Source organism: Alkalihalobacterium chitinilyticum (assembly GCF_029028005.1).
GTDB lineage: Bacteria > Bacillota > Bacilli > Bacillales > Bacillaceae_F > Alkalihalobacterium > Alkalihalobacterium chitinilyticum.
The window spans coordinates 100901-127451 of record NZ_JAOTPO010000008.1 but is presented as its reverse complement, the minus strand read 5'-3'; the positions used below and the strand labels follow the sequence as shown (position 1 = coordinate 127451).

The window sequence follows — 26551 nt, the reverse complement described above, 5'->3', positions numbered from 1 at the left end:
TAGCTAAAGCTGCGACACAGCGGTGCGATTCGCCAGGATAAATTCGATCTACATGTAGATAACTTTAATTAAATATTTTTACAGGGCTTCAAAAATGTTTGATGGTATGACATGAAAAACTACCATTTTCGTACGAACAGGCAAAATCTTTGAAAAATGCTAACGCAAAGCTATAGGGGCTAAAACGTAAGTCATGCCAGCCAGCTGCCGAATACGTTCCAAGTCCTTACAAGTATGGCCAAATGAGGTGAACCATATGGTATGAATCCAAATGTGGTGGCGAGAAATGTGCACAAGATACTATTTCTCGAAATATACCAATTGTCCAGCAAGCGACGTAACAAAAAAAGGCAAATTATTTCAAAAAGCCTACCATCATCAAGAAAAACTACTCCAAATAAAATATAAGAAAATAAATGCATGTAAGTAGAATAAGGATAGTCAGTCGAATGACTGGTTCTTTTTATTAGGGAGCATCTTTGTGTGGATGAGTATTGGGATGATCTCCTACCTCATTTTAATAATTGCTCGGGCTTCATTCGCGCTCTATGATGACCTCTTCTTTCGTTTCAGCTGCTGCTCGGGCAGTATTCCGCGCTGAATTGAAAAAGGCGTTCCTGCCACCTTGCAGAAACGCCCTCAGCTGTAACCTATTACTTTTATACTCACGCATCTCGACCTGTTCTCAGCTCTTCAATTTCTTTTTTCAACTCTACAATTTCATTGTGTAATTCTTCGATTTTCAAGTCTTTTTCTTCACTGGATTGTTTTTTTACAAACTTTATGACGTTTGCCATAATAGCAATTACAAACATTAAAAAAAATAAAATAACTAAAAAAGTAACTAATAATCCGATATCTCCATTAGAAAATGACATAACAAATACTCCTATATTCTTTAATTTAGTGTCTCTACCTTAGTATGCAATATGAATTTGTTAACTTGATAGTACCATAACTTCATCATCATACCTATATCAAACGGCTAATGAAAATAAAAAAGAGCTGCAACAACATCTATCAGCTATAAAAAAGGAGTTGTTCCAAAAAATTGAAACAACTCCTTACCCTATATAAAAGTGAACCTTACTGATTTATTCTTGAAATAATCCTTGGACTGTAATTTCGACTCGACGGTTTTTTTGTCGTCCTTCTTCGTAATCAGAACCGTCAGGGCGAGTATTGCTGACGATGGGCTTTTCTTCACCAAATCCCTCAGCGACGAAGCGGGACTCGTCTAGGCCTTTATTAACGAATGCTTGTAAAACTGATTGTGCTCTATCTTCAGATAATTGCTTGTTAAACGATGCCTCTCCAATATGATCGGTATGACCTGCAATATGCACTTCACCTTCTGACGCTTCTATTACTTGTACTAGTTGTTCAATTACTTCATTTGCCTCATCTCGAAGTTGATGTGAACCAAAATCAAAGAGGATATTGTCAGGTAACGTTAAGGTTGTTAGCTGTTCTTCAACAACAGCTTCAAATTCCGTCAATGTATCCAAAATTTCCTTTTCCACTTGTGACAGTTGAATTTCTCTTACAATGACCCTACTCCTAGGTACTTGAGACAAATAGACTTGTGATTGTACGTTGTTTTCTATTGTGACATCTGATGTGAACTTTTGGGTATTGTTGTTAGACGTCTCTAAATCTACTTCCTGTATGTGAGTGTTTTCTGACTCGTCTTCTTGATTAACTGTGTTGTCATTTGAGCAGGAAACCATCAATGAGATTAATAGAAGTAATCCTAATATATTAAATGCAGCTTTGCTTATCATTGGTTAACCTCCCTTAGTCTTAGAGGTCTTCATATTCGAAGAAGAAAGATGGCATATCTGTCGCATCTTTATCCTCTGAGCCATTTGGATTGGTTTTTAAATGAAGAGAGGTCGCTTCACCGTTAATCCTGCCAACAAAAATAAGCGAACCTGATAAGCGTTCTCCAATTTTTATTTCTAAGTTATGATTCCTTTCTGGTGGCAAGAAAGGATAGGTTACTCCTGTATCATCCTGTAAGATCATCGAATTTTTTCCACCCCAGGAAAGGAATACATTATTACTTGCCCCGTTAATCGCTTGTATGTCAATCGTTATGAATTCTTCTCCTAAATGGACACTTTCTATTGTCAAGACCGTACCGTTATTATGTATTAATTGTTGATCCACCTCAATTGTTTTTGGCAGTTCTGATTTAACAGTATCTTTTTTCTCTTCCATTTCTTTGTCTTCATTATGAGATTCTTCATTGGTAGGTTCTATATTACTAGGTTCTTCATCAGCAATGACCTCTTGTTCAACCAATGTCTCGTTATCGGTTACAGTAACATCTTCTTGTGAAGTTGAATTGCTGCAAGCTGAAAGAATTGCTAAGGAAGCTATACAGACAACCATGTTTCTTTGAAGTCTCTTACTTTGTACCTTTTTCCCTACTCCGGATGATTTTTTCTTCACGTTCTTATCTCCTTTTCTTTACATTACCGTACTTTAGTTCCACATCAATTTTTCCTATTTTTGATAATTTCCCCATAAAATTATAGAGCTAAAACATGGCAGAAGAAAGGGTAAAAAGGTATAGTCCTTTACACATATCTATTACTGATATCACAATTTTAAATCTAACGATGGTCAAATTTTTTATTGCAGAGAATTTTTCTTTCATATGTCTATTTTCTAGCTAGATACAAAAAGAATTCTTCTATTAATTCATGTACTACTTCAGATACTACTATATTAGGAGAAAAGGAAGGCCCTTTTTGCTAGAATACTTCGTTTTTTACAATACAGGTTTAATTTAGCGTTTTCCCCACCCTACTTTTTCAAGCTATAGATGATTTTAGTAATACGAGAATGATCAATTTCCCGAATTGAATTCTAAGCGGACTGAGAGGACGCTATTTAAGCAAAATCCTATGCTTTAATGATCGGAACGGACTCTGAGGCCCTTATTTAGCCCAATTCCGTTGATTTCGGCGTATTTTTTAGCAAATAATGGCCTCTCAGTCCTCTATCATCGATTATGGCCGTTTTCATGAAAATAAGGTCCTCTCAGTCCGCTAAATTCTTCATCTCACTATTAAAAGAGGGAAGCAGGAGTGTCTCTATAGATTGATAATTGGCTTTAATCATTCATTACTCCCGTTCTCATCCGTTAACACTTCAATCTTAATAATCTAAATATTTTATATAAAAATTCATAATAATTAATATACTTAATAGAATTATACTATACTAAATATTTTAATGAGGTGAATACATGAGCACTGCTTTAATTATTATTGATATTCAAAACGATTATTTTCCGAACGGAAGAATGGAGTTAAGCAATCCACTAATAGCAGCTGATAATGCAGGTAAAATTCTTAAATGGTTTAGACAAAATAATCAAGAAAATATTTTTCATGTCCAGCATATCGCGGCTGACGAAGGGTTAGGCTTCTTTCTTCCAAATACAGAAGGAGTCGAAATAAATGAAGCTGTTTCACCATTAGAAAATGAAAATATTATAATTAAACATGCGCCTAACAGCTTTTTCAACACTGAACTAGAAAGCCACTTAAGAGAAAATGGAGTGACGAAGCTAGTCATTGTAGGTATGATGACACATATGTGCGTGGATGCCACAGTAAGAGCAGCAATGGAGCTAGGTTTTCAATCTACACTTATTGAAGATGCATGTACTACAACGGACTTAGCTTACCAAGGGAAGGTCGTGCCAGCTGAGCAGGTTCATTATGCATTTATCAGTGCACTTAACGGAATATATGCCAATGTAATTTCGACAGAGGATTTCCTTCAACAAGAAGTGACCACAAACTAATAGATTAGCTGATTAAATATAAAAGGGAGATTGTTTCGAAAACAATCTCCCTTTTTTTCTGATGTTTAAACTAATAAATAAGAACCATGCTTAGTTAACAACCAATCGATTTCGACCACTTTCTTTCGCTTGAAATAATGCTCTATCCGAATTATCTATAAAATTGTGGTAATCTATGGCCTCTTGCTAGATTAAGTATATTCTTTCAAAAAGTAAGCAATATATGAGGAAGACATTGTTGTAAGTTCAGAAGGCGTCAAATATGAAAAGACGATCACTTTGGGCGTAATCGTCTTAAAGTAAGTAATTTATGTTAATTTGATAGTCAATTCTAATGATCGACGGTAGTCTGCCTGAACAAACCTTCAATAACTTTTTGAAATTATCCTTTAACAGTTGTTTGTCCTCAACTCCTGGACAACAAAACCAAACTCCAAATACATAAATTCAATGTAAAAGTTTAACAAGATATTATTTAGTTCCATTAACTACGAGGTCTGCTCTTTTAAAAGGTTTATGTTCGTTAACATAAATGTCTTCTGAGACCATCCAGTTATTTTCCCACCGATCACGAGCTTCTTCCCCGTCTCTTTCAAGACCACGCAAAAGCCTTGTTTCTCGTGGACAGTCAACCCATATGGTAAAATCGTATTTAGCTGCTAATTCCTCACGAATAGAATAGACACCTTCCACTATAACAATTCCTCCGATCGGAACTGTATGCCATTCTACTAAATCATCCTTCTCCCAATCATAGCGCTGATAGTGTCCTTCTCGATTATTACTAATTGGTTCAAGAACTTGATTTAATACACGTTTCCAATCAAAGTCCGCACCAATTGGCTTTTTCTCTGGACTTAACTTTATAATTTGTGAGGATGGTAAATAAAAATCATCCATATGGACAACAGTTATGTTAGAACCATGATCCTTTAATATAGTTGCTAATGTACTTTTTCCTGAACCGCCACAACCGTCTATTCCAATTAACAAAGTTGATTGTTTTTTTGGAATTAAATCCATTGAACGAACCAATTGCTCGAAATTAGTGAACTCACCATTAAAATTCATAATATCACCACTTTAGTTGTTAATTTTCTAACATACCACCAAACTTATTTTATCTTCCAAATCTTTTATTCTTTTTTCTAATTTCCTATTTTTAATTGCCACTTCAACAAATGCACCAATTGCAATCGAAATCGCAATCCATGAAAATATCCAATCCATATTAAGCCGCCTATAATACTTACCCTCGTTAGCTGAACAACGATAGCTTTTAATTAAGCTATCGCAACCCGTTAGTTGAAGAATCTAACTGTATATTATATAAATATTGCGCATTTTTTTTAAACATCACATTAAACTATTCTTTAATTTTATTTGAATCCATTATTGAGCCTATTACTATTCCAATAAGCATTCCTAATCCAGGTCCAAAAGCCCAAATTAGTGGAGATTCAAAAAACATTCCAACAATAGATGAAAATAAAGCACCTCCAAGCAATCCGAAGGCAACTCCAAAACCCACAAATGAGTTCCTATCATTATTATCTTGTTCTTTATTAGTATTATTTTTGTCAGTCATATTTACTGCCTCCTCCTGCTCCTTTTACTGCACACTTTTCTACAACTACGCAAAAGATTTGTTCAACAACACTCTTCAATTAAACTGCTTCGTTAGCACCACAACGGAGCAACAGCTTCTTGCACTATTGCTCACCGTTAGTCCAATAAAACTACTCTCGTTGCACTCAAAACAGGAGGATCAGATAGCCCTGCTATTGCTCTAAACTCAGCTTTTATTTCATCTCCTACTTCTAATTTACTAATATCTATTTCATTACCTGATGCGTTTACTATAAGTACATCCTTTAAACCTAAAGTTGCACGTTTATAGCTTGGGTTTAATAGCTTATTGCTTTCAATTAAAACTCCTATTTCCGCTTCTTTTTGAACAACTGTAAATGTTTCATCCTTATTTAACTCTATAAATATTAAAATGAGTCCAATTACCATTAGTAAAACAAGAATTGAAATGAATGAATACTTTTTCATTAACTCACCCCATTTATTTAAATACCTTGTTCAACTATCATGCTCGTTCGTATTACGTTTAAAAAGTATAAAGTAAATAATTGCAGCTCCTACGATACATAAAATGCCACTTGTTAAGCCAAAATAGAAGAAGATTTGACCACCTATTGTTGGAGAATTGAATACTAAATAGCTAAGTATAAATAAGGTTCCAGCTAATAAAGATAGAAAATAAACAAATCGTATTTTTCGGCTCTTAAATAACTGGTAACCTATAAGAATTAACAAATACAATCCACTGATTAGCATAATAAGTGGGAAAGTTGGTTGAAACTTCGCTGCATATACAAAATGGTCAAGTTGTGATATTTGATTTATATTTTGTACATCTCCATATAATAATTGAGAAAATGGTGTTGAATATTTCCATTCCCATGGATTATCTAAAATAGCACTTCCTTCATACCAACTTGCAAAAGTTGAAAACAAAAGAGAAGTAATGGCGATTCCCAATTGTATAAAAAACAAAACCAATTATTCCACCCTTTCACTATCCTATTTTGTTAAAGCATCCCGTTACTTCGATAATGTTAACGTTATTGTATTTTGGTACTTATGATCTCGATCTCTTTCTGCGTTTTACCAATAAGTTTCCCAGTTAGTAGTAAAACCGCTCCGATTACCAGCATTACATAAAAAACGGATTGAGAGTTCATAAAACCGAGAGGATGAACAATTGAACTTACTATTACACCCAATCCAAAAGAACTAATGCCATTCCCAACTAACTTTATCCTCATTAATCTCATCTCCTTTTTGTAGTTTCAATACCCGCCAAAATAAAATTCTAATTTTTCTAATCTTTATTTACGTAAATTTATAATATATGGTTTCAAATTTAAATTCTTGTTCAAGTATTCTGCTTCATGACTTGAATAACCATTGTTATCATTTTAACATTAATTTCCTTTTGTTTTGTAAAAAAATGCGTCTCTGCTTATTGCAGAAACGCTACCCTTTAGCTTAACAAGTTTCCAAAAAATACAACGAAAGTTAAAAACACTGATAATCCCAATGTAAGTATTATAGTAGTTACGCTTCTCGCCATCCCTTTCCAATCTTGAGTACCCGAAAAACCTAATACCCCTAAAACAAATGTAATCAATGTAATATATAAGACCAAATTTAAAGGGTGATTGCCCATTATGGAATAATCTATTGGACCTGAAAAAGAAACGATAATAAATAATAAAATACAAATTATTGATAAGATAAATGACAAAATGTTAATCTTTTTCATCATTTGAAAACCCCTCTATTTCCTCATAGCTAAGATCCATTTTGTATCTTTTAAAAATAGTAATTATGAGCATATCATTGTTTAACTAATTTTCCATTTTCATACCTGTAATGTATTTCAACGAATTCTTCACTAAATTTTTCCACAGCTGAGTTGGCAATAAAGATTTTATTTTCATTAAATTGAATATAGTCCTGTTCATTGCTCAATCCTAGAGCCTCTTTTATACTTTGACTCTTCTCTAACCTTAGTCTGTGTTCAATCGTCTCCCACTTTTCCTTTATCACGTCGTCAAAGTCTTGAAGTGGGAGTGTCTTAGCGCCAGTTAAACGGGATAAACCTTTCATCAATCGAAAAAAACTTTGAATAAGAAAAACATAGGGAGATTTTGTCTTCCTATGTTTTCATTCAAATTAGTTATCTGTTTGTTTTTCCTTCTTTTTCAAATACTCCGCACGTAATTTTTCGAGTTGCTGCTTTTTATCAACTTTGGCAGGCGTCTGTTTTTCTTGATACTTTCTCACAGCTACCTTACTTTTGGCATCCAATTGATATTTTCCCACTTTGTTCACCTACTTTTCTTGTCTTTTAAACAGGAGCTATTCAACAAATATACTATACCTTATTTTACTGAGTAAACATTATTACTTTATTATGTGCGCTACTTTTGTAAATATCAGTAGAACATTAATAACTCGTTAACGCATTCATTCAGACTCAACACTCTGCTCTACTCGCTAACTAAAGCTTCCTAACAATAATGTCCTGGCTGAATTTCCTTCAGTTTGTTTATAAAATTCTTTTACCTTTGAATAGTACCACGATTGTTTCGGCAATCAAATAGTAAGTGGATAAGACTTTCGTAATATGGAAGAAATTCTTTATTTTTGATCATCTTCAAAATTTCTTCCTTGCTTGCCCATTTCACGTTTTGAACCTCTTCATACTGTAAAGTGAGCGTATGTAATTGCACATCTTCTTGAATTAAATAAATGTCATCAAATCCATTCTCAAAATTTATCGTTAAATGAGGTCGTATATACTGAAAATCTAATTTCAAGCCAATTTCTTCATACAATTCTCTTTGTGCAGCCGTTTGACTTGTATCCCCAGCTGTGGCACTCCCTCCTGCAGTGAGATCCCACAGATTAGGCCAACTTTCTTTGAAGGACTGCCTTTGTTGTATGAGCATTTTCCCGTTTGAGTTAAAAATACATACATGAATAACTAAATGAAAATCCCCAGGGGCAAGCTCGATACCACGAACCCAAGTACGATCTGTTTTGCTTCGATTTATATCATACACATCCCATAATTCCACCACGTACCTCCAATTTACAGTTGACATATTTTGAGATTAAACGACTTAACCTTTATTTAAGCTATTGTATGCGTTATTGAAATCACACTACTTTTAAGCCGAGCTTTTCGCAAACTTAATATCCGAATTGATCAATACTATGTTTCAACTCAAAAACTTCATAACTTGTCCGAGACCCTTTAGATTTTATTTTAATTACAAACGCATTATTTTTTATTTCTAAACGGTACATATTACTTCCCACATATTCAATATTAGTTATTACCGAGTCATCACCAAAAACATTCTCTCTTACACTGGGGTCACCAAATAAATTGGATATTCTCTCCTCTGCTTTAACATGATGATACATCTCATAAGGATTAATAAAAATAAACATAGTGATCAATAACATAAAACATAATGAAAGAATGATATTCTTCTTCATGGACATCTCCCCCCAATGCTTTTATACACCTAATATTAAAACTCACAATCTTGCTATTTTAGCTGAACATCTTTCTCCAATAAATAGGCATTAAAAACGAGCTGCATCTATTACAGCCCGTAATGTACTAAAGTATCCGTTAGCTCATAATAAAACCTACTTTTTATTGTTTTCCTTTAATTCTTCACGGATCTTTTTTAGTTCCTCAGTCTGCTCGAGGATATTATTGTTCACTTTTCTTATTGCGTCATATATGGCAAATAAACCAGCAAATAGTAATACCAAAATTAACAATTCCAACTCGTTTCCTGCTTTCTGTTATGTATTAAAATTTCACTAATACTTTCAATAGTTAAGGTCATTTTTTTAGGCTTTAATAATCAATTATATTTTAATATTAACATTAATTTCCTTTAACTTGGAAAAGAAAAACGTTCCTGCTCATGACAGCCCCCCCGTTATCTTAATATCTATACTTTTAATACCATTCGTACCGTTTTTAAGATATGTCCATCGAAATCCTCATCGAACTCTTTAACAACTTTAAAACTTTTTGCATCATAAAATGCCTTGCCGATCTTATTATCCTTTTCTACATTTATATAAATCTCTTTTATCCCGTCTAAATCCTTAATTCCTTGTTGTAACAACGCTGAACCAATCCCTTTTCCTTGGTATTCAGGGTAAAGGTAAATGGCAGCTAATTCAACTTTTCCGTTGTCTCTTACTGGAGAAAAGTTAGCAAAACCAACAACTCTACCATCGAATTCGGCTACAAAGAGAAAAGAGCGTTCTAATCGTTGTTTCATTCTTTCGTCATTGTAAGCTGCATTCAGGAAATCATCTTGAACCTCTAATGGAATTATTCCTTCATATGTAGCATTCCAAGTCTTTTTCGCCACTTCTTGTACTTGTTTTGTATCATCATGAAGCATCTCGCGAATTGTAAACTTCATATAAATTCCCCCTACAACATTTACCGATTTTGGAGATTATATCATAATCAAATTTAAAAAAGTTAGAATGGGTCCTTCACTAAACCACTCCGTTAACTGAATAAGTATATTTTAAGATTTCTTCTAATCACGAATAGAAAATTTTTGAACCAAATAAAAAACTAGTTAGATATGTAACCAAGTCCTTCAATAATTATTTTTTTGTTATAGCCCGTTAATTAAAGACGTTTATGTACTAACTATCCAACCATTAATTTTATAAATGCGAATATAACCGACAGACATGACACAAAAAATATTATCTTATACAACTTCTTTCTGTCTGGATTTTCATTAACAAGTTGTAAATTACAGATAGACAGAAACAATGTTAGAGTTAGTAAAAACGGAAAAATAGACTCTCTCCCACTAAAACCTGCCCATGCTAAAACGCCCATCATTAGGATTGTTAAGACTAATAACAATAGCTTGATAGAAGATTTAACTTTTTCATATTGTATAATATTTTCCATTCAATACCCCCTTACCATCACCATAGTTTATCCTAATTTCACCACAAAATCTCAAAAAAATTCATCTATATTCTAAATAAGGAACAACCCAATGATCAACGACTGTATCATTACTAAAAATCTCCTAACCTATTTAATTTGCAATACTGCTTCTTTATTTTAACATCATTTTCCAATACATAGGCATAAAAAAACGAGCTGCATCTATTACAGCCCGTAATTTACGATCGCACTTGTTAGTGTAAGAATATTAATTCACAATATCAACGTATTTAGCCCCTACACATGCTATTATTCGAGAGAGATATCTATCTTTTTGAAGGAATTTAATGAGCGATGTAAACTATTTAATTGCTATGTGAATCTCAATTTGACCATTGGGATAGTATTTTTCAAAATCTGTTGAATAAGCTCTCTCCAGATCTCCTATCTCTTCAAGTCTCCATATATCCTTCCAAGCGTTAAGTATCCCAAATTCATCTGATGTATCCACTTCAAAAATTTCATATTTACTTTTGTTTGAAATCTTAATTGTGGGATCGTTATCACTACTTTCAATTGCTACACTTAATGTATAATCGCCTTTATAATCACTCTCGTAATCATAATACAGACCATATTTAACTTCATCATGATGCTTCAAAATACTTGATGCTTCTTTCCACATTTCTGTAATCTTTTGCATAATAGCGTTATCGTTAAAATTATTAGTTCTAACACTCTTAATAATTGTTAGGTTCATTAAAATTCCCCCGCTCATTGTGTTTTTTACTTAATTCTATAAAAAACACAATTTCCCTTTTTATTAAACTATTGCTCTTCGTTTGTTTAAGTATAATAGTTCACATTTGTTGAAGGTTCTGCCCACCATCATCAACCACTTTAATAATGGGTATAACCCGAAGAAGAAATACCCTCGAACTCCGTCTTAACGTGAATCATAAATAAAAGAGTTATAGTACAAATATATGTAGGAATAAAATAAAGCGGAATAACACAAAAACGAATGAGGTGGGATTAACATAATATTAAACTATTGTTAAGACTCAAAAGAGTATGGTAGGAAAGTATAAGCCGCTAATTTTAAAGTTTCGTATCAGTTTTAGTGTTAAATCCAAGCATTTATTTCATCTCAAAATTCCCTTTCATTCCACATCCTTATAATACAATAGCTTTAAATTACCCTTCCTAACCATAACTTACTTTATATTATAAAGTCTTATGAAAGGAATGAGCCGAATGTATAATATGTATAATCCCTGCTACTATCCTTATAGCATTACCCCAACCATGTATCACCCACATAATATGCATAATACTACTTACAAACCATACCCCTCTCCTCACTTGGGCAACACACCAATCTATAACCCTTACTTTAATGAACAAGACGGCATAAGTAATTTTATCTCAAACTTAGAAGAACGAGGTTTTATTGTACAGAAAGGAAACTTAAGATATATTGATATATTAAAGCTGGCCAGTGAAGGTAAAGTTGACTCGGCTTTCGGGAATATTGTAGGAGCACCCTATGCAACCTATCTCCTTCCCCCTGCACCAAATCAGGAACCATCACCTGGGCAGCGACCACCAAGTGGCTATAATCCTGACGACACAAATAATTACCCACCCAATATTGATTATGCAATGACGGGGGTGTACTATAAGCTGCGTCCTGACGAGGCAATTGTTTTAATTGGAAAGACACCTCCACCGTCAGTTTACTTTAGTTTTAGAAGTTATCTGGGATTTGTTGAGAATAAACCTAAAAAGGACTACAGTGATACAGTTACAACAGGGGATCAACGTATTGGTTTTTATCACTTTATCGGTGCCAGCCTGGGGGATCAAATAAGTAACAACTTTATCTGGACTGATAATACACCTTATGGAAGCCCCGGAAATCCCTTTGACAGTTCTACAATTATCATTACCACTGCAGACCAAGAAATTAATGAGCAAATGCGTAATGCTCTTGTTGCATCAGGCTTTAACACTGGTATCATGAACGATGATATTATCCCTATGGACCTAGTCAGAATGGGACTAGAAAGGGGCAAAGATCACTTTCAGTTTCTCACGAGAGCTGCCATTTTTCAAAATCCGGATATTGGCTGGGATTACATTTCCAATCTTGATGAGTATTTTACGGTGTTGCGTATTACCCCCAAAATCCCCTATCCTACTACAAAACCTTGGCCTATACCATCACTTAAAATAAGAGAGACAGGTACGACTGAATTTCAAATTGTCCCAAAAGCAAGAGAGACACTGGATTACCTGAGAAATCAAATTATTAGTAAGTACGGACATCCGGAATATGATATTGTGGATTTGGATTTTAATCTCGCTATACCTGATGCCTATGAGGGGATATTACAGGATGTCAATGTTTGGCTTGATAACAGAGATACAATCTATGTTAAAACGGAAACCTTTCAATTAGCTACCGATGATGATTTTGTGATTATATATGGTGTCAACAACACTCAAACGGGATTTGCAACATATCTCAACCTTGGTTTATACGGAGATGAACTCTGGAATGGCGTTGCAGGAACCGCGTTTACAAATGAATTTCAGTATCCTGCCGATGAATATTTTCCTGAATGGTTTAAAAATGATAAGTTCTATTATGTAGCCAAAATGGCAAGAAGTACCACAGAAGGCAATGAAATTATTATTCCTTATAGTACTAGCAACCCTTTAGGATCTGCATATGGTATTGACAACAATCAAGATGCTTTTGTAGTCATAAGAAGTTATGTCAATCAAAAAACCAAAGTGGCTTCAGCTCCTTTTGACTTTATCTGGGGGCGTGCAATCTTATTTACAAAAAAGAGAAACAATTATATGGATAAAATAGACATCCAATATTAGAAACAGGTTATTCTTCTTGTAGAACAGCACTAAAATCTAGTGCTGTTTTCCTCTGAGCCTACACAAAATGACTCTTTCATTACACTATGATGAAAAATGAGTTTGCATTTCTTCGTAAAAGCAATCATTTTCATGATGAGAAGAAATTTTAACTAATCTTCTTCTTGATTTAACCCTCATTTCAGTTCTATTGGCATAAAAAAGCTGTGCATCAGTTGCAGCCTGTAATTTTAGTATCGCTTACCGTTATTTCAATAAGAAACTATCCCATATAGTTTCATTAACCATAAAAAATCTTTCATGTGAACATGAAGCAAATAAACATTTATCATTATGATAAAACATTAAATCTTCAGGTAATTCAGGGCCAATCCAATCGAAAACAGAATTGCTATGTTCTTTTAAAAATAGCCTAGTAGCATTGTTTAAATTAAAATAAAAAACATATGCTGTATCTTCACTAAGTTTTGTTGTTTCCCACTCTCGTTGAATTTTTCTCTCAATTAGATGTCCAGCGATATCCGCTATTAAAATATCAATATACGCAAGACGCTCTTCCTCAATCTCCATCATTTGTCTGTTCTCAACAAATGCAAAACGATTACAATTTTTCGATAAAATGTCTACTAATTGTTTATAGCGTTTACCCTTTACATTTTCCGTTATCATTAGCATTATTAAATTCTCTCCATTACAAGCATTACTCCGCTTTTAATTAAAGTAGTTATCCTTTAATTGATTACATTTTATCCCTGACGCAATATTCTCTGAAACATTATTGGTTGATGTTTTTTAAAAGCCGTTACCACTTCTTTCCCAAAAACAGTTACTGTTTTTTCCCAAGGGTGCCCTAAATATCCCCATCTAAAATTTTTATGGATAAAGAAATAATAATCTCCATTAGGGAAAATTGGTACTTTCCATTCATTGAATTCATCTTTTTTTAATTCTAAATGGGGATTTACCCAATAACATTCATGTTGCCAATTCAGAGCATAAATAGATTCATCTTTTAATGTATTTTGTTGAAAAACAAGTAATGCTTTTTCTTCCAAATCATCGTAAGCATTCATATCTTCAGATTGTCGAAAGTAATGGGAAATATCGAAAGTGATATATGGGGACGGTACCTGAAAAGATGGAAAATAGGTTATGCTTGGTTTAAACTTCAAGTCATCATATACTTTATTCCATACTTTATCTCTTTCTGACTTCGTTAATACAAGCCAATTTTCCATTAAAATAACCACCTTATTTATCTATTAGTAGTAAATATAATCACAGTCCTTGTTGCACTTAACTTCTTCGATGACACAACAAGTGGCAGTCGTTGTTAAGCTATTGCTTCGTTAGTGAAAAATAGTCTTATAACAGCCAAAATGAACCTGCTTCTTTAGTTTAACATCATTTTCCAATACATGGGCATAAAAAAAGCTGCATCTAGTACAGCCCGTAATTTTACTATCGCTCCCCGTTTGTTTAAGTACATTTTATTACAAATTTCTTTGGGTACCTCTCATTCCCCGATTTTTATAGTAAACGGGATATGCTTAATAAAACCTTCTAGGTTGATATTAAAGTAAAGCTCAATATCTTCTCGTAAGTTTCTCTCCAACTCACATAACATAGTAACAATATAATCCAAATCAAAAACATTATGGATGTCCGATTCTGCCCATATGGATGTAAACCTTGCCTTCTTATCAGAAAGCGGCAACATCGATAAAAGAGCCCCGTCTTCATAATCATCATATTCAATCGTATAATAATGAAACTCTGCTATATGGTCTTTTGTAACTTTTTCCTTCCATTTAAAAAGAGATTTATAAAACTCTAGAATAGCTAGTTCTGCTTGGAAATATATCTCATTGTTAATTCTTATTACAACTAAAGCCTCCACAGCTAAAATAGAGGGTACATCTTTTCTAAGTTTATTAGAGATAACTCCTTTATTACTGATAAACTCATATTTAAAATCTATTTTAGACAACCTATTCATACAGATCACCCACCTCATAGTATGAAAACAAGCGATAGCCATTGTATTACTTTCGTTAATTGAACATTTATTTGGTTCGAATAATTATTTATTTCATTCTCCATTATCCGTATATAGCATCAACCAAAAAGGTTAATAGGAAGCACCCCTTATCTTTATGTCCATGTAACCGAAGACCAGCGTTAAGGACTTGACATGGAGCCTAGGCATGATTTTACTAAAAAGGCTGAAGCTAAGGTTCTATCAGGCATACGAGCCTATCGTACCCTTTAACTGAAGAACGGTTAATAACAGTCAAATAGATAAACATTCACTCAAACTCTGGTCTCTTTTTATTAGTTTTCCATAGCATTAACCCTATTATTATCCCAAGAGGAAAATTGATTATTATGAAAGTGATTGTTCCCGCCAGAAATCCGACTATAAGCTTTGCTGGTTCAATACTTAGAGTCCACTCTTCTTTAAAGAATGTATAAATGAATGAATTACATAATCCTAATACAATTGTCGATATGAATGCCATTTTAAAAACGTACTTCCATTTATTATCTTTTTGAAATTCCTTCAATTTAGTACACTCCTTAGTGCAAAAGCTATATTAAATACATCAGTAAAAATAAAAATATTACCATAATGAGGAACCAAGAAATTCTCTAAACCTTATTAGGGCGTACAAAAAAGCAAAATAATAAGGTTATATATATGAAATGCTTTCTTACTCATCTGTATCACTCCTAATGTTTTTATCTATCTACTATTTCTTCTTCCACTAAAGCTTCCGTTAGTTGAAGAATATATAACTAAGGATTTGTTAATTATAAATTACATAAGTAAATAGACCTAGAAGGGAGTGTTCCATTGGAATATTTAACACAATTATATGCTTTATCAATAAATCCAATTTGGGATGAACTAATTAAATTGCGTCAAAAGACAAGAGATATTCTAATTGAATACTGGTTAACTGAAACTTTATTTTCGTTTAATTGGTGGCTTCTTTTGACCTCTACAATTGTTTTTATCATAATATGGTTAATCATTTTAGATAAGAAAAGAATTATTGAAATTGCCTTTTTCGGTCTTTTAGTTGGCACAACTACATTTATCTTAGACACAATTGGTATCACATTAGTTTGGTGGTCTTATCCAGATAGAGTAATCCCAATAATACCACCAATAATCGAAATTCACAAAGTTCATCTACCTATTATTTATATGATTATTTATCAATATTTTAAAAATTGGAAATCCTTCCTAGTTTCTGTATCATTCGCTTCTTTTATTTTTTCCTTCGTGTTTGAACCACTGACTGTATGGTTAGGGATATACGAAGTTTATCACTGGAAATATATATATTCCTTCCCTATTTATATTTTAGGTGGGCTTATGCTAAGGTGGGTAATAATTAAAGCTAAACATATTGAAAGAAACTATGGTTAAGCATCTTACTTATAAGGGTGCTTTTTCACTATTCTGCTTCGTTAGTTTAACATTAATTTCCTTTTCATTGACATGGAAATGCGTTCCTGTTAGAGACACGCTCTCCGTTAGTGAAATACCACCTTTTATTTCGTAAATTTACTTCGGAGTAGATAAACAACTTCAAAGTTTTCAATCTCGTTAATTTGACCCTCAACATCTTTATAAAACTCAGATGAGAGTGAGCCCATACTACCTTCACCCCACGAATAACGTATACTCGCTAAAACCAGATTTTCGTTAATGATATCCATTTCTTCATTGATACTTCCCCATACGCTTGACATACCATCCGTACCTTTAATTGAAATGGTATCAAAGGTTTTTAAAGAGGCTGCTCCACCATCACTGCTAATCCCTATATTAAACAATTGTTGATTATCCAAGGCTTCTGACTCAGTGATTGTAAAAATAATGGAACCATTATTCGTGATTTTAGATATAAGAGGTCCTGTTTGTTCATCGACCAATTTACCAAATTCATATTTTTCAATCCATACTGATGCCTCTGTATATTCACTATCAATATTGAAGTCGAATACAAATGATTGGTCCGAAGTAATTAAAAGTATCCCTTTCTCCCTGTCTGTTAACTCCGCATTAACAATTGTATTTGATTCTACGTTGTTCCCACAGGCACTTAAAGTAAATGCTAACATTGTTACTATGGTAATATTAACCAGTTTTTTCATTACCCCCATCCTATCTTTTTGAATAAACCTGCTTCGTTACTTCAACAAGGAAAGCGATAACCCTTAATAAACTTTCGCTCTCCGTTATTAGAAGTATATCTTTATGAATTTGTAGTGAATTTTAAATGTTTATCACCTAAGATAGTAATGTTTATATTCCATCTTGGGTGCATAACTAAATTATTGGTTTCATCAAATTCTAAAGCCATATGTATTTCATCATCTTCAGTTGTTAGAATAGCCATTCGTTTATTTTCAATATCTATATACGGTTTTAGACTTTCTACCATTTCTATTTTCCAATCAAAAAAGTTCATCATTTTACCTCCAATTTCCTAACTATACTAAGATTCAATATATGGATATTTTCGCCAGTTCCTCTTGTGCCAAACTGCTCCGTGAGCTTATGTGAATTAATTCATAATTATGGAACTTCATAACAATAATAACAAATAATAACTTAATATTGTTCTTAGTTTTTTATAATTCTCTAATTAAGGTGTTCAGTTACGTTTTTTAAGTTGGATTTGACGGCCTTTCTGTATTTCTCCATTAATTATAAGGGTACAATTCTTCTTCCAACTTTTAAAAACTTAGTAACACTGACTTTCATCTTTTCTTATCACCACTCAAAAAAGTATTTAAGTGTTAATGTAATTGATGTGTAAGAAACGATAGCCATGGAAAATGATAGAAAGTGAGCATTGCGCTCCTTTGGTAACTCGTTTTTTAAGACGTTTAAGATCATTGCACCTGAAATGAAGGCATAAATAAACGCTTGCACTACCGATGATACCGTTACCCAAATGGCAAGTCCCCATCCAGTTAATATCCCAAAAGCGAGTACGAATTTTCCAACTTTATTATATTGATCTGGGTTTTCCAGCGATAAGTCATTAGCAACGGCGATATAGTGCAGACCAATTGCAGCCCCATAAAATGCGGCTTGAATACCTTCTACGTTCGATGCGACGACAGTATAAGAAATAAGCATATTGTATAAAGTGTAAAAACCAACTTGGAGCCAAAAAACGGTATTTTTTTCTGCAGAACCTTTGAGTTGTGCATAGGATAAAGATTTCTCAAGGGAATAGAACAACAGTAACCCCAATAGACCAATAACATATAATTCCGATTCCATTGCTAGTGTACTAGAGTAATCTTTAAGTTTTTGTTGTTCTCGATGTAAAGAAGGTAACACATATACGAATACATATGAAACTGCTAGTCCACCTGAAAACGACATCCACCGTAAACGTTTAAAATGTTCAGAAGGAATGATTTTATTTGCTAATAAATGAATGGTAATGAAGAAAACCACAATAATGATAATGTCGATGGACATTACTCTCGCTCCTTAAAATTTCTTTTATCTTTCCTATCCCCTTTCACCGCTAAACAAAACTACTATCTATTTTTCACGTTAATTTTCATCATAAGCTAAACTAAAAAATTTATATTTCCTTATTTCACTACATTGTCACACTTCTTTTATCTTTATTTGCTTTTATTGATATATCCTAAATTTAACATTAATAAAAACTGATGTATCAGTACAGCAAGTGGGATGGGAATTGTATCAGGTGATTATTCGGTAAACTGAGAAGACAATCATGTCACCAAGGAGAATTGAATAGATGAAGACAGGAAATAAGAACGTTTGTGATCAATTAAGTATGCGCAAAGTACTTCTGCTTATATTTCTACCAACTTTACTATTAACACTAGTTTATCTATTCGTTGGTCATGTACTTGGTGATACGATACCAACGATTTTACTATTTCTTCTAATAGCCCTGATCATACTTTTTCCAATCCAGCTTTTTGTGGTCTTGCGGGCAAGTAAGAAAGAGTATGGAAGTTATTCATTGAAAAGTGCATTCTCCCGTTACGAAAAATTAAGTTGGTGGAAAATTGTCATATACTCTCTTTTCCTTTGGGGGTTCGCTGGTTTAATGAGCATCACTATTGCCCCAATGGAAGTTTGGCTATTTTCACCCATTTCAGAGCAACTGTTCAACATATTACCACCGTATTTTGACTGGGTGAACATCGATTATTCGCAATACTATTCAAGAAACATTCTGCTGTTAACTTGTGTAATTATTTTCATCCTAAATGTCTTTATTGGTCCGATCGTCGAAGAGTTATTTTTTCGAGGCTATCTTTCGTCAAAAATGAGTAGATTCGGGAATTATACACCATTGATCGTAACTGTATTGTTTTCTTTGTATCATTTATGGCTTCCATTTAATAATTTGTTTAGAATTATTGCCTTTTATCCTGCTTTCTATATTGCTTGGAAAAAGAAAAATATTTACATAGCGATCGTCGTGCACTGTCTATGTAATGCCGTTTCGACCATTGGTTTTATCGCTATTTTGCTAGGTTGATAAAAAAGGATCATTTCACACAGTGAAGTGATCCTTTTCATTATTCACAAATCTTCAATAATCATTAGGATATCTTTTGACTGTAGTAAATTTTACATAGCAAAAGACACAACGAAGGATATTGACTTCTCGTTGTGTCTTTATTTTTCTATATAAATCGTCTTCAGTGCAGAATGTGATTTCCGAAAAAGATAAAAATCGTGTTATACCTTTTATTCTCGCTTTCTCACATTTCTTGGCTATTAACTACCCAACCTTACTAAGCTGTGAATTTTACTATTTATTAAAGAACATTCCAAAAATAAAATATCCACGATAAAACTGCCGAAAAAATTGCAAATATCATATAATGAACTCTTCCAGCAAGCTTCCAGTACCCTTTCACCCATGAAACGACAGAAAACGCTAGTACAGCTCCTGTAACTAAAACGATCCCATAGGACACGATGATGTCTAAAAATGCACTAAATGGAGAAGGATCGGTAAATGCCGATTTCGGAAAACCGTACACAGGGTCAGGTTGACCATTCGCAAGAAAGGTAACTAGGAACGTAAAGGTAAGTAAACCTTGAATAACAGCCACCCTCTTAGCCCATCTTGAACCTTTGGTAACTTCTACAACATGTTTTCCGCGTATTTTACGAACAAGAGCCGTAATCCCCCAATATAGAAGACTAGCAATGATGAATAGTAACGATGAAATAAGCATCAGAAAAGTGAACCCACTTGACTCGTACCAGGCTGCTTTTGAGTAACTCATCGGCCCATCAGTCATAAGCATCGTTTTGCCGTGTGAATCGGTACCAAATACAATTGTACTGAAATCACCACCATAATCACTGCTTCGCTCTTCGCTCACATTATAGTAAACGCCAGGCTCTATTTCTACGAATCGATTTGTTTCCCCTAAATGATTTACTAACAAATACCCTTCATCATCGACATTAACTCGTATTACTCCAATCATTAAGCTCAAAATCGCATCATCAGTCGTAAATGAGCGCCTATTTTGGTAATACTCCCCGACATATTGTTTAGATCTCTGTTCCATATTTAAAGTCGGTTCGGGCGCTGGTACAGCTGCTTCTTCTGAAGGAAAATAGCGGTCCATAAATGCTTCAAAAATACTTACGTTCACAAGATAATTACCGCCACTATGGGAGATAAAGAAACCCACTTCCTCTTCAGGCATTAAATAAAAAGCTGTATCATAAAGCATGGTTCCTCCTGGATGATGGAATATATCCTTTCCATTAAAACTTGCTTTAATAAAGCCATGAGCCATGCCTTTTAGACGTGGTTGCTGAGTATCAACCTCAGAAAACATTTTCTGAATCGTATCTTCTTTTAAAATAATTTCACCTTCATAATGCCCACCTTGAAGATAGGCCAACATAAACTTTGCCATATCTATTGCACTACTATACATACTTCCTGCCGGCTCAGAAAAAAATTCAACTTCAGCTCGTAAAAACTCGCCATTTACATAGCGGGAGGGAATAGACACTTGATCAGCTAATCGAGTCGGTAGCGGCTGACTGAACGTACTATTTTCCATCTCGAGTTGGTTATAAATATTTTCCTCAATATATTGTGCAAAAGGAACTCCTGACACAAACTCGACAATATAGCCTGCTAAATTCGTTCCATAATTCGAGTAAGCCGTCACCTCACCCGGCGCAAAAACCCTTTTAGGCCTGTGTTCACGAACATATTGGCTAAGAGGCATCAAACTATCATCAGATATTGAAAAAACGTCTGTCATATAATCTTCAAAACCTGGTGTATGACTCATGAGATGTCTAATTGTAATGGGCGCCGTTTGAGAATCCCCACGGTGGTATTCAAGCGTATTAGGAATTTCAAAATCCAGGTACTCGTTAATATCCGTATCCAAATCAAGTTTCCCTTCTTCAACTAGTTGCATAACAGCTGTCCACGTAAACAGCTTAGATGTGGATCCAATGCGAAAAAGAGTTTTTTCAGGATCTACAGGCATTTTAGTTTCATTATCCGCATACCCATATCCTTTTGCGAAAATGACTTCTCCCCCAGATACAACTGAAACTGTCATATTTGGAATATGAAACTCTTCCATCTGCCGAGCGATGACCGTATCTAAAAACTCCTCGACATCTGTCGTATCTAATTTTACCGCTGACGCTGCTGCAAGTTTCATATTCATACTAGGATGTAATAAAAAACTTACAATCAAAAAACAACACAACAATCTTCTTAATCTCCCCATTTTTCCACTCCCTTTTGAATGGGCCGTCCTTGTTCCCATTTACATGTTCGGTCCCCGCGTATCTAATTTCTTCATCTGTTTAGTTACCTTAAAGCTTTTAAATCCAGTTGTGTTATAGTGTAAATATAGATTAACAGTAACTTTTGCAGTTTACATATCATTCTAAAATAGTTAACAATATACTCAAAAAATGATGGCAAATTATAGAAAGTTTTGTTTAAAACAGGTATTTCATGTCCTTAAATAATACAATTTAGAAAACAAAAAAAGGAGCTGCCATGACAACTCCAAATCATCTCTAACCGACCATATGCTAAATAAATCACAATCAAATAGCTTATTTTAAGTACAATATTTCACAGTCTTCGTAACATCCTCTTATTATTTTGCTAATTAATTGTAAACTCCGCTGTCAAATAGTACTTATCATAGTCTCCTGCTTTTCTAAAATCGAGGATATCTTTCACTATACGGTAATCACCAGGATCTACACTTCCATAGAGCCAATCCCAATCAACTGCCCATTCCCTAACATCTGAAGAATCCAAGTCATAGCCAATATCATTAAATCCGTATTCACCATCTAGGGCGACAGGGACTTGATACCATCTACCTTCGATTTTCTTTTCCAACAAAAAATATTCACCATAGATACATTGCTTGTCAGAGTTATTCTCAACTATTACAGTCAATCCCGTAGACGAGACCGTTCCATCCTCTACAATCATCGTAACTCCATCAAGGTTGTTGACAGTTTCATATATGGTAGGTTCCCATTCAGTTCCTTTAGGACTATCACTAGAACTTCCGCATCCTGCTAAAAGCATTAAACTCAATACCACACAGAATAGCCAACAAAAATAGCTCTTCATAAAATTCCCCCCTTAACACCAATATATTAACTGAAATTTCATCAAACACCCAGCCTTTATTTTAACATCATTTTCCATTTTGTAGGCATAAAAAAAGAGCTGCATCTTTTACAGCTCTAATTCAACTAACGCAACCCGTTAGCTTTATAAGAATTTCATTATTTGATTTCACTTTGAGAATAAAAACCTATTGATTTACCATGTTGTTTTGCATAATCAATTTCTTTTCGCGTACTATTTCCAATGTAGCCATTTACATCAATAACAAATATTTCATCAGACATATTAATTTTTTCATAATGTATTTTCTCAAATAACTCTGCTTGTTCCTGTGTGATTTCAATGCCTTCACTTTGTTCAAAAAAGCCAAGACTAATAACAATGTTCCCTTGCAATGTAAGATAAGCATTTGCTTTCTCAAATTGTTCTTTAAACTTCGTAGACCCACACAAAGTAATGACTTTCATTAAAAATGACCTACTTCCCTTTGTTTATTAATGTTAATTATATCATCCCTTGTTGCACTAACCTGCTCTTTAGTTTAACATCATTTTCCAATCGATGGGCATAAAAAAACGAACTGTATCTATTGCAGCGATAGCCTTTAATAAGCTACCGCTTCCGCTTTGCTTAGTAAAGATAGCTTTTAAACCTTTTCTAATATTGATTTAACAAAAGTAGTTTTCTCTTCCGCGTATTTATGTTTAGGTTTTGCACTTAAATGATTTATTGACGTACTTCCAATGTGATGTATATCCATTATGTATTGACCTATTGTATCTTGTATTTTTTCTTTCTCTAGTAAAAATTCTTTGTTCCACTCTTTTGTCCAAGCAACTAAGAAGACCTCTCCTTTTGGTAAGCCTAACATCTTATTCCTCCTTTAATTTTCTCATTGGAATAACTTAAGTGTCGTTGTTATTCAATTAAACTGGTTAGCAAAAGATTGAAAAACATAGTCATTTTACACAGGTTTTAAATGGGAGCATACATTAATAAAAGAATAATAAGAGAGGTGTGAACGTTATTGTGAGAAGTTTATATTTTAAACAAACTGGTCCTAATTTTATTACACAACCACAACATTATTACTTTACTCCTTCTTATACATCCCAACCTTATTATAATATTGGTCCAAACTCACCTGTATCACAGAATCCTACTTACCAAGTCTATCCTGATGTTCCAACTCAGTTTAACCGAAATATTGTTCCAAGCCCACCATTAGCGCCAAGTCAACCTTACCAAACCTCTCCTAATGGTCCAATTCCGGGTCCTCATCAAAATTGGATTTATCAACCAAGCAATAGTTATTTTTTCCTAGGGGACCACAACGCCAGCTATTATACTTTTCCGTATGAGGTTGATCCCAAAACGGAAATTGTGATCAGAGGGCGATATCCCTATGCAAGATATTTCACCTTTAATATAGCTAGTATTCCATCTCATCGTTTAGTTGATTCAGTAGTGGGACGTGAGTTAATTCCTGATCCAGGAAGTACGAACCCCTTTATGCCTGGTGCAAATTGGGATGCAACAAACCGTAACTATACCTTGAGAATCCGCTTTACTGCTCCTCCAGAAGGATCTAATCATTTTGTTCCTGGAGCGGGTAATAATGTGATTTACGCGGGAACTTTTAAAAATGGGGAACCAAATAGATTTGGGATGATTGTATTAAGAATTTACGTTCCGAGTATAGGCTATGATAAAACAGGAGGTGTCGATCTTCCCTTTATCACTTATAGTTCAGAAAAAGATAAAGGACACCGAACCCATTGTAACTTTGAAAGTAGTAGTCTTTATTCTGCAGAGTTGCAAAATACAAACCAGCAGAACAACAATCAACAGAATCAAATGGATTTTGATGACTTTATTAATTTAAATTATTTCGCCAATAGTAATAAAAGAAACAACATAAAGATGGATTTTAGACAGGGTTACGATTTAACTTGGAAGCGATTCGCACCAAGATTTCTTCAACCTGAAGGCAATACGGTCTATACCCTTTCCAATCTAATTGACAGGGACCCCGATAAGTTGTTGTTTATTCGCTGGAAAGCTCCTACTTTCCCGGATACGTATCGTAATTTCGGAATCGTAGGCGATGAAGATATGCAATATTGGAGTATGAGTTTTATAACACCAATTGGTCTTGCGGGACTCTATACAATCTCAGATTATCAGACAATTATTGATAAGAGTGGTTATGTAAATCTTGTTATAAGTTTTGGAGCCTCACGTCCATCATCCGTCACCCCCGAAAATGGATTTACATGGATTGACGCTAGCCAACTTCCTTTAGTTCCTCTTTTCCTTTTTTACAGAAATAATCAAATATCCGAAAACTTTCTGCATCACACAGCGGCGGATGTACCTACGAACGAAATAGTTACACCTCAAGACATGGGAAACTATTATCCATTCGGTAAATATGTAGACACTATGTTTTTTGAACAGATATAGCAAAGAGTGTTGGCACAAACCATGCCAACACTCTTTGTTACTAAACTTTACTTTTTAATGAACATACATTCGCAACATCTTTCTAAGTTTCATATTATTACCATAGAAAAAACAAAAAAGAGCCATTCATCCCCCACTTACTCGTTCCACTCGTTGAAGATGGGGGTTACTGGCTATATTATGATAAAGATATTACTTTGTATTTTAAGTCATAACGAACGGATGTTAGCTCCTCTGACACATCCCATAACCTCTTCATCGTTTCTTTGTTATAGACGGTTGGTTTAGGTACTTCGATTGTCGGTTTCCCGGTACGATTACCTCGACCGTCGGGACCGATGTATTCTCCGCCCACTAGTTTCTCATCAGTTGCTGCCATGATTGTAGGTAAGGCACCTTGTTCAGCAGACTGAGCAATTATTTTCATGAGGGGTTTGATATACCAGGGTGTAGTTTCTTTTCCTATTTTAAAGAGATTGGTCGATGATACGCCAGGATGTGCTGCGACACTAATCGTTTTATACCCATTCTCTTTCAAACGATCATCTAGCTCCTTAGCAAACAATAAGTTGGCTAGCTTACTTTGACTATAGAATTTCATCCCTTTATATCCTTTAGAACCATCCAAATTCTCAAAATCTATTACGCCACTTCGATGTGCTATCGAGCTTAGTGTTACCACACGAGAACACTCTCCATTCTCGAGTAATGGCAGCAGCAGTCCTGTTAATGCAAAATGACCTAAATGATTACTACCAAATTGAAGCTCAAAACCATCTTCTGTTTTTGTATATGGAGGAAGCATGACGCCAGCATTATTGATCAATAGATCTACTCTTTCATATTTCTTTGAAAATTCATCTGCAAACGCATGTACACTGGATAAGCTTGCTAAATCTAGCTTCATGACCTCAATTTGACCATCCGGATACATTTGAAGCAATTTTTTCTTTGCTTGTTCACCTTTATTTATCGTTCTTACGGCCATAATGACTGTATCTTTTGTACTTACAAAATATTTCGCTGTTTCAAAACCTAAACCACTATTTGCACCTGTAATGATTACTATTTTATTAGACATATGGGACACTCCTTATTGTTTAAGAGGAATAATATTCTTGGATTTTTATTAAGTGAAACTTCCAT

The 26551-nt window shown here is 34.1% G+C and carries 32 protein-coding genes, 1 pseudogene and 1 riboswitch; of the genes and pseudogenes, 5 read left to right on the top strand and 28 right to left on the bottom strand.

Going from position 1 to position 26551, the window contains the following annotated elements; genetic code table 11:
- The first annotated feature begins 129 nt into the window (after positions 1-129).
- Positions 130-212: riboswitch (cyclic di-GMP riboswitch) on the top strand.
- A 453-nt stretch (positions 213-665) separates the two neighbouring features.
- The 3 genes from N7Z68_RS12960 to N7Z68_RS12950 all read right to left on the bottom strand — a co-directional run bounded on the left by N7Z68_RS12960 (position 666) and on the right by N7Z68_RS12950 (position 2457).
- Entirely contained in the window at positions 666-878 is a 213-nt protein-coding gene (locus tag N7Z68_RS12960; protein WP_275118894.1) for a hypothetical protein, read from the bottom strand.
- A gap of 216 nt (positions 879-1094) precedes the next feature.
- Positions 1095-1784 (bottom strand): OmpA family protein, encoded by a 690-nt coding sequence (locus N7Z68_RS12955; protein ID WP_275118893.1) that lies wholly within the window; start codon positions 1782-1784, stop codon positions 1095-1097.
- Positions 1785-1803: 19 nt separating this feature from the next.
- Positions 1804-2457: a hypothetical protein gene (locus N7Z68_RS12950; RefSeq protein ID WP_275118892.1), complete on the bottom strand. Its 654-nt coding sequence runs from the start codon at positions 2455-2457 to the stop codon at positions 1804-1806.
- Between the two features lie 802 nt (positions 2458-3259).
- Here N7Z68_RS12950 and N7Z68_RS12945 point away from each other — a divergent pair.
- Positions 3260-3823 (top strand): cysteine hydrolase family protein, encoded by a 564-nt coding sequence (locus tag N7Z68_RS12945; protein WP_275118891.1) that lies wholly within the window; start codon positions 3260-3262, stop codon positions 3821-3823.
- A gap of 471 nt (positions 3824-4294) precedes the next feature.
- On the opposite strand, the gene N7Z68_RS12940 is transcribed toward N7Z68_RS12945, so the two are convergent.
- From N7Z68_RS12940 to N7Z68_RS12875, 14 genes are all read right to left on the bottom strand, one after another.
- Complete coding sequence (locus N7Z68_RS12940) at positions 4295-4846, bottom strand: uridine kinase family protein (protein WP_275118994.1); 552 nt, start codon at positions 4844-4846, stop codon at positions 4295-4297.
- 75 nt (positions 4847-4921) lie between these two features.
- The gene (locus N7Z68_RS12935) at positions 4922-5053 is read right to left on the bottom strand and encodes a hypothetical protein (RefSeq protein ID WP_275118890.1); all 132 of its coding nucleotides are present in this window, start codon (positions 5051-5053) and stop codon (positions 4922-4924) included.
- 136 nt (positions 5054-5189) lie between these two features.
- Complete coding sequence (locus N7Z68_RS12930; RefSeq protein ID WP_275118889.1) at positions 5190-5411, bottom strand: hypothetical protein; 222 nt, start codon at positions 5409-5411, stop codon at positions 5190-5192.
- A 137-nt stretch (positions 5412-5548) separates the two neighbouring features.
- Complete coding sequence (locus tag N7Z68_RS12925) at positions 5549-5881, bottom strand: hypothetical protein (RefSeq protein ID WP_275118888.1); 333 nt, start codon at positions 5879-5881, stop codon at positions 5549-5551.
- Positions 5882-5911: 30 nt separating this feature from the next.
- Positions 5912-6394 carry a YjdJ family protein gene (locus tag N7Z68_RS12920; protein ID WP_275118887.1) on the bottom strand — a complete coding sequence of 161 codons (483 nt, stop codon included), beginning with the start codon at positions 6392-6394 and terminating at the stop codon, positions 5912-5914.
- 62 nt (positions 6395-6456) lie between these two features.
- The gene (locus N7Z68_RS12915; protein WP_275118886.1) at positions 6457-6660 is read right to left on the bottom strand and encodes a hypothetical protein; all 204 of its coding nucleotides are present in this window, start codon (positions 6658-6660) and stop codon (positions 6457-6459) included.
- Between the two features lie 218 nt (positions 6661-6878).
- Complete coding sequence (locus N7Z68_RS12910) at positions 6879-7163, bottom strand: hypothetical protein (RefSeq protein ID WP_275118885.1); 285 nt, start codon at positions 7161-7163, stop codon at positions 6879-6881.
- A 71-nt stretch (positions 7164-7234) separates the two neighbouring features.
- Positions 7235-7369: a hypothetical protein gene (locus N7Z68_RS12905; RefSeq protein WP_275118884.1), complete on the bottom strand. Its 135-nt coding sequence runs from the start codon at positions 7367-7369 to the stop codon at positions 7235-7237.
- 204 nt (positions 7370-7573) lie between these two features.
- Positions 7574-7723, bottom strand: a complete 150-nt coding sequence (locus N7Z68_RS12900) for a hypothetical protein (protein ID WP_275118883.1) — start codon at positions 7721-7723, stop codon at positions 7574-7576.
- A gap of 239 nt (positions 7724-7962) precedes the next feature.
- Entirely contained in the window at positions 7963-8481 is a 519-nt protein-coding gene (locus N7Z68_RS12895; RefSeq protein ID WP_275118882.1) for an NUDIX hydrolase, read from the bottom strand.
- Between the two features lie 115 nt (positions 8482-8596).
- Positions 8597-8908, bottom strand: a complete 312-nt coding sequence (locus tag N7Z68_RS12890; RefSeq protein WP_275118881.1) for a hypothetical protein — start codon at positions 8906-8908, stop codon at positions 8597-8599.
- 156 nt (positions 8909-9064) lie between these two features.
- Complete coding sequence (locus tag N7Z68_RS12885) at positions 9065-9208, bottom strand: hypothetical protein (RefSeq protein WP_275118880.1); 144 nt, start codon at positions 9206-9208, stop codon at positions 9065-9067.
- A gap of 170 nt (positions 9209-9378) precedes the next feature.
- The gene (locus N7Z68_RS12880; RefSeq protein WP_275118878.1) at positions 9379-9864 is read right to left on the bottom strand and encodes a GNAT family N-acetyltransferase; all 486 of its coding nucleotides are present in this window, start codon (positions 9862-9864) and stop codon (positions 9379-9381) included.
- 855 nt (positions 9865-10719) lie between these two features.
- Positions 10720-11118: a GyrI-like domain-containing protein gene (locus tag N7Z68_RS12875; protein WP_275118877.1), complete on the bottom strand. Its 399-nt coding sequence runs from the start codon at positions 11116-11118 to the stop codon at positions 10720-10722.
- A 497-nt stretch (positions 11119-11615) separates the two neighbouring features.
- Between N7Z68_RS12875 and N7Z68_RS12870 the strand changes: the two genes are divergently transcribed.
- Positions 11616-13256, top strand: a complete 1641-nt coding sequence (locus N7Z68_RS12870; protein WP_275118876.1) for a hypothetical protein — start codon at positions 11616-11618, stop codon at positions 13254-13256.
- A gap of 246 nt (positions 13257-13502) precedes the next feature.
- Here the strand turns inward: N7Z68_RS12870 and N7Z68_RS12865 are convergent, their stop codons facing one another.
- The 3 genes from N7Z68_RS12865 to N7Z68_RS12855 all read right to left on the bottom strand — a co-directional run bounded on the left by N7Z68_RS12865 (position 13503) and on the right by N7Z68_RS12855 (position 15255).
- Entirely contained in the window at positions 13503-13931 is a 429-nt protein-coding gene (locus N7Z68_RS12865) for a stage III sporulation protein AH (RefSeq protein ID WP_275118875.1), read from the bottom strand.
- Positions 13932-14002: 71 nt separating this feature from the next.
- Positions 14003-14494 (bottom strand): DUF2716 domain-containing protein, encoded by a 492-nt coding sequence (locus N7Z68_RS12860; protein WP_275118874.1) that lies wholly within the window; start codon positions 14492-14494, stop codon positions 14003-14005.
- A gap of 278 nt (positions 14495-14772) precedes the next feature.
- Complete coding sequence (locus N7Z68_RS12855; protein WP_275118873.1) at positions 14773-15255, bottom strand: DUF7878 domain-containing protein; 483 nt, start codon at positions 15253-15255, stop codon at positions 14773-14775.
- A gap of 858 nt (positions 15256-16113) precedes the next feature.
- Between N7Z68_RS12855 and N7Z68_RS12850 the strand changes: the two genes are divergently transcribed.
- The gene (locus tag N7Z68_RS12850) at positions 16114-16695 is read left to right on the top strand and encodes a CBO0543 family protein (RefSeq protein WP_275118872.1); all 582 of its coding nucleotides are present in this window, start codon (positions 16114-16116) and stop codon (positions 16693-16695) included.
- Positions 16696-16820: 125 nt separating this feature from the next.
- On the opposite strand, the gene N7Z68_RS12845 is transcribed toward N7Z68_RS12850, so the two are convergent.
- The 3 genes from N7Z68_RS12845 to N7Z68_RS12835 form a co-directional block, all read right to left on the bottom strand.
- Positions 16821-17426, bottom strand: coding sequence for a YgaN family protein (locus N7Z68_RS12845; protein ID WP_275118871.1), 606 nt, complete (start codon positions 17424-17426; stop codon positions 16821-16823).
- A gap of 101 nt (positions 17427-17527) precedes the next feature.
- A complete protein-coding gene (locus N7Z68_RS12840; RefSeq protein WP_275118870.1) occupies positions 17528-17743 on the bottom strand; it encodes a hypothetical protein in 216 nt (71 codons plus the stop codon).
- 305 nt (positions 17744-18048) lie between these two features.
- A complete protein-coding gene (locus N7Z68_RS12835; protein ID WP_275118869.1) occupies positions 18049-18771 on the bottom strand; it encodes a DUF3270 family protein in 723 nt (240 codons plus the stop codon).
- A gap of 292 nt (positions 18772-19063) precedes the next feature.
- On the opposite strand from N7Z68_RS12835, the gene N7Z68_RS12830 reads away from it, so the two are divergent.
- Complete coding sequence (locus tag N7Z68_RS12830; protein ID WP_275118868.1) at positions 19064-19819, top strand: CPBP family intramembrane glutamic endopeptidase; 756 nt, start codon at positions 19064-19066, stop codon at positions 19817-19819.
- Positions 19820-20102: 283 nt separating this feature from the next.
- Here the strand turns inward: N7Z68_RS12830 and N7Z68_RS12825 are convergent, their stop codons facing one another.
- The 4 genes and pseudogenes from N7Z68_RS12825 to N7Z68_RS12810 all read right to left on the bottom strand — a co-directional run.
- On the bottom strand, positions 20103-22067 hold the full coding sequence (locus tag N7Z68_RS12825; RefSeq protein ID WP_275118867.1) for a serine hydrolase domain-containing protein: 1965 nt from the start codon (positions 22065-22067) through the stop codon (positions 20103-20105).
- 389 nt (positions 22068-22456) lie between these two features.
- A complete protein-coding gene (locus N7Z68_RS12820; protein ID WP_275118866.1) occupies positions 22457-22939 on the bottom strand; it encodes an immunoglobulin-like domain-containing protein in 483 nt (160 codons plus the stop codon).
- A gap of 158 nt (positions 22940-23097) precedes the next feature.
- Positions 23098-23406 (bottom strand): hypothetical protein, encoded by a 309-nt coding sequence (locus tag N7Z68_RS12815; RefSeq protein ID WP_275118865.1) that lies wholly within the window; start codon positions 23404-23406, stop codon positions 23098-23100.
- A 239-nt stretch (positions 23407-23645) separates the two neighbouring features.
- Positions 23646-23810, bottom strand: a pseudogene (locus N7Z68_RS12810) (GrpB family protein); the annotation flags it as partial.
- Positions 23811-23968: 158 nt separating this feature from the next.
- Here N7Z68_RS12810 and N7Z68_RS12805 point away from each other — a divergent pair.
- Positions 23969-25405: a hypothetical protein gene (locus N7Z68_RS12805; RefSeq protein WP_275118864.1), complete on the top strand. Its 1437-nt coding sequence runs from the start codon at positions 23969-23971 to the stop codon at positions 25403-25405.
- A gap of 178 nt (positions 25406-25583) precedes the next feature.
- Here the strand turns inward: N7Z68_RS12805 and N7Z68_RS12800 are convergent, their stop codons facing one another.
- Complete coding sequence (locus N7Z68_RS12800; protein ID WP_275118863.1) at positions 25584-26486, bottom strand: oxidoreductase; 903 nt, start codon at positions 26484-26486, stop codon at positions 25584-25586.
- Positions 26487-26551 lie beyond the last annotated feature (65 nt).

What these genes read in the sequence shown, in the direction of transcription:
- N7Z68_RS12860 (WP_275118874.1), bottom strand. Translation starts at nt 14,494, where the DNA reads ATGGAAAATTGGCTTGTATTAACGAAGTCAGAAAGAGATAAAGTATGG.
- N7Z68_RS12915 (WP_275118886.1), bottom strand. Translation starts at nt 6,660, where the DNA reads ATGAGGATAAAGTTAGTTGGGAATGGCATTAGTTCTTTTGGATTGGGT.
- N7Z68_RS12935 (WP_275118890.1), bottom strand. Translation starts at nt 5,053, where the DNA reads ATGGATTGGATATTTTCATGGATTGCGATTTCGATTGCAATTGGTGCA.
- N7Z68_RS12870 (WP_275118876.1), top strand. Translation starts at nt 11,616, where the DNA reads ATGTATAATATGTATAATCCCTGCTACTATCCTTATAGCATTACCCCA.
- N7Z68_RS12800 (WP_275118863.1), bottom strand. Translation starts at nt 26,486, where the DNA reads ATGTCTAATAAAATAGTAATCATTACAGGTGCAAATAGTGGTTTAGGT.
- N7Z68_RS12960 (WP_275118894.1), bottom strand. Translation starts at nt 878, where the DNA reads ATGTCATTTTCTAATGGAGATATCGGATTATTAGTTACTTTTTTAGTT.
- N7Z68_RS12840 (WP_275118870.1), bottom strand. Translation starts at nt 17,743, where the DNA reads ATGAACTTTTTTGATTGGAAAATAGAAATGGTAGAAAGTCTAAAACCG.
- N7Z68_RS12930 (WP_275118889.1), bottom strand. Translation starts at nt 5,411, where the DNA reads ATGACTGACAAAAATAATACTAATAAAGAACAAGATAATAATGATAGG.
- N7Z68_RS12925 (WP_275118888.1), bottom strand. Translation starts at nt 5,881, where the DNA reads ATGAAAAAGTATTCATTCATTTCAATTCTTGTTTTACTAATGGTAATT.
- N7Z68_RS12835 (WP_275118869.1), bottom strand. Translation starts at nt 18,771, where the DNA reads ATGTCCATCGACATTATCATTATTGTGGTTTTCTTCATTACCATTCAT.
- N7Z68_RS12890 (WP_275118881.1), bottom strand. Translation starts at nt 8,908, where the DNA reads ATGAAGAAGAATATCATTCTTTCATTATGTTTTATGTTATTGATCACT.
- N7Z68_RS12825 (WP_275118867.1), bottom strand. Translation starts at nt 22,067, where the DNA reads ATGGGGAGATTAAGAAGATTGTTGTGTTGTTTTTTGATTGTAAGTTTT.
- N7Z68_RS12910 (WP_275118885.1), bottom strand. Translation starts at nt 7,163, where the DNA reads ATGATGAAAAAGATTAACATTTTGTCATTTATCTTATCAATAATTTGT.
- N7Z68_RS12955 (WP_275118893.1), bottom strand. Translation starts at nt 1,784, where the DNA reads ATGATAAGCAAAGCTGCATTTAATATATTAGGATTACTTCTATTAATC.
- N7Z68_RS12940 (WP_275118994.1), bottom strand. Translation starts at nt 4,846, where the DNA reads ATGGATTTAATTCCAAAAAAACAATCAACTTTGTTAATTGGAATAGAC.
- N7Z68_RS12945 (WP_275118891.1), top strand. Translation starts at nt 3,260, where the DNA reads ATGAGCACTGCTTTAATTATTATTGATATTCAAAACGATTATTTTCCG.
- N7Z68_RS12820 (WP_275118866.1), bottom strand. Translation starts at nt 22,939, where the DNA reads ATGAAGAGCTATTTTTGTTGGCTATTCTGTGTGGTATTGAGTTTAATG.
- N7Z68_RS12815 (WP_275118865.1), bottom strand. Translation starts at nt 23,406, where the DNA reads ATGAAAGTCATTACTTTGTGTGGGTCTACGAAGTTTAAAGAACAATTT.
- N7Z68_RS12855 (WP_275118873.1), bottom strand. Translation starts at nt 15,255, where the DNA reads ATGAATAGGTTGTCTAAAATAGATTTTAAATATGAGTTTATCAGTAAT.
- N7Z68_RS12880 (WP_275118878.1), bottom strand. Translation starts at nt 9,864, where the DNA reads ATGAAGTTTACAATTCGCGAGATGCTTCATGATGATACAAAACAAGTA.
- N7Z68_RS12865 (WP_275118875.1), bottom strand. Translation starts at nt 13,931, where the DNA reads ATGCTAATGATAACGGAAAATGTAAAGGGTAAACGCTATAAACAATTA.
- N7Z68_RS12830 (WP_275118868.1), top strand. Translation starts at nt 19,064, where the DNA reads ATGAAGACAGGAAATAAGAACGTTTGTGATCAATTAAGTATGCGCAAA.
- N7Z68_RS12845 (WP_275118871.1), bottom strand. Translation starts at nt 17,426, where the DNA reads ATGAAAAAACTGGTTAATATTACCATAGTAACAATGTTAGCATTTACT.
- N7Z68_RS12875 (WP_275118877.1), bottom strand. Translation starts at nt 11,118, where the DNA reads ATGAACCTAACAATTATTAAGAGTGTTAGAACTAATAATTTTAACGAT.